Source organism: Duganella vulcania, assembly GCF_009857655.1.
GTDB classification, from domain to species: domain Bacteria; phylum Pseudomonadota; class Gammaproteobacteria; order Burkholderiales; family Burkholderiaceae_D; genus Rugamonas; species Rugamonas vulcania.
The window spans coordinates 1-264 of sequence record NZ_WWCX01000329.1; the positions used below are offsets into that span (position 1 = coordinate 1).

A 264-nucleotide genomic window follows, 5' to 3' on the forward strand; every position below is an offset into this window, starting at 1 on the left:
CACCGTCGTATGATGCGATGGGGGGACGGATCGCGGAAGGTTGTCTGACTGTTGGAATAGTCAGTTTCTGCTTCATAGAAGGCGCTTAGGCAAATCCGGGCGCGTAATTCAAGGGAGTGGGACGAGGAACTTAGGTTCTGAAGCAATCGGAAGTGGTTCCAAGAAAAGCCTCTAAGCTTCAGTCATACGAGACCGTACCGCAAACCGACACAGGTGGGCGAGATGAGTATTCTAAGGCGCTTGAGAGAACTCGGGAGAAGGAAC

1 rRNA gene is annotated in these 264 nt (G+C 52.3%); it reads left to right on the plus strand.

What is annotated here, in order from left to right:
* Positions 1-264 (plus strand): 23S ribosomal RNA (locus GTP90_RS37780); the annotation flags it as partial.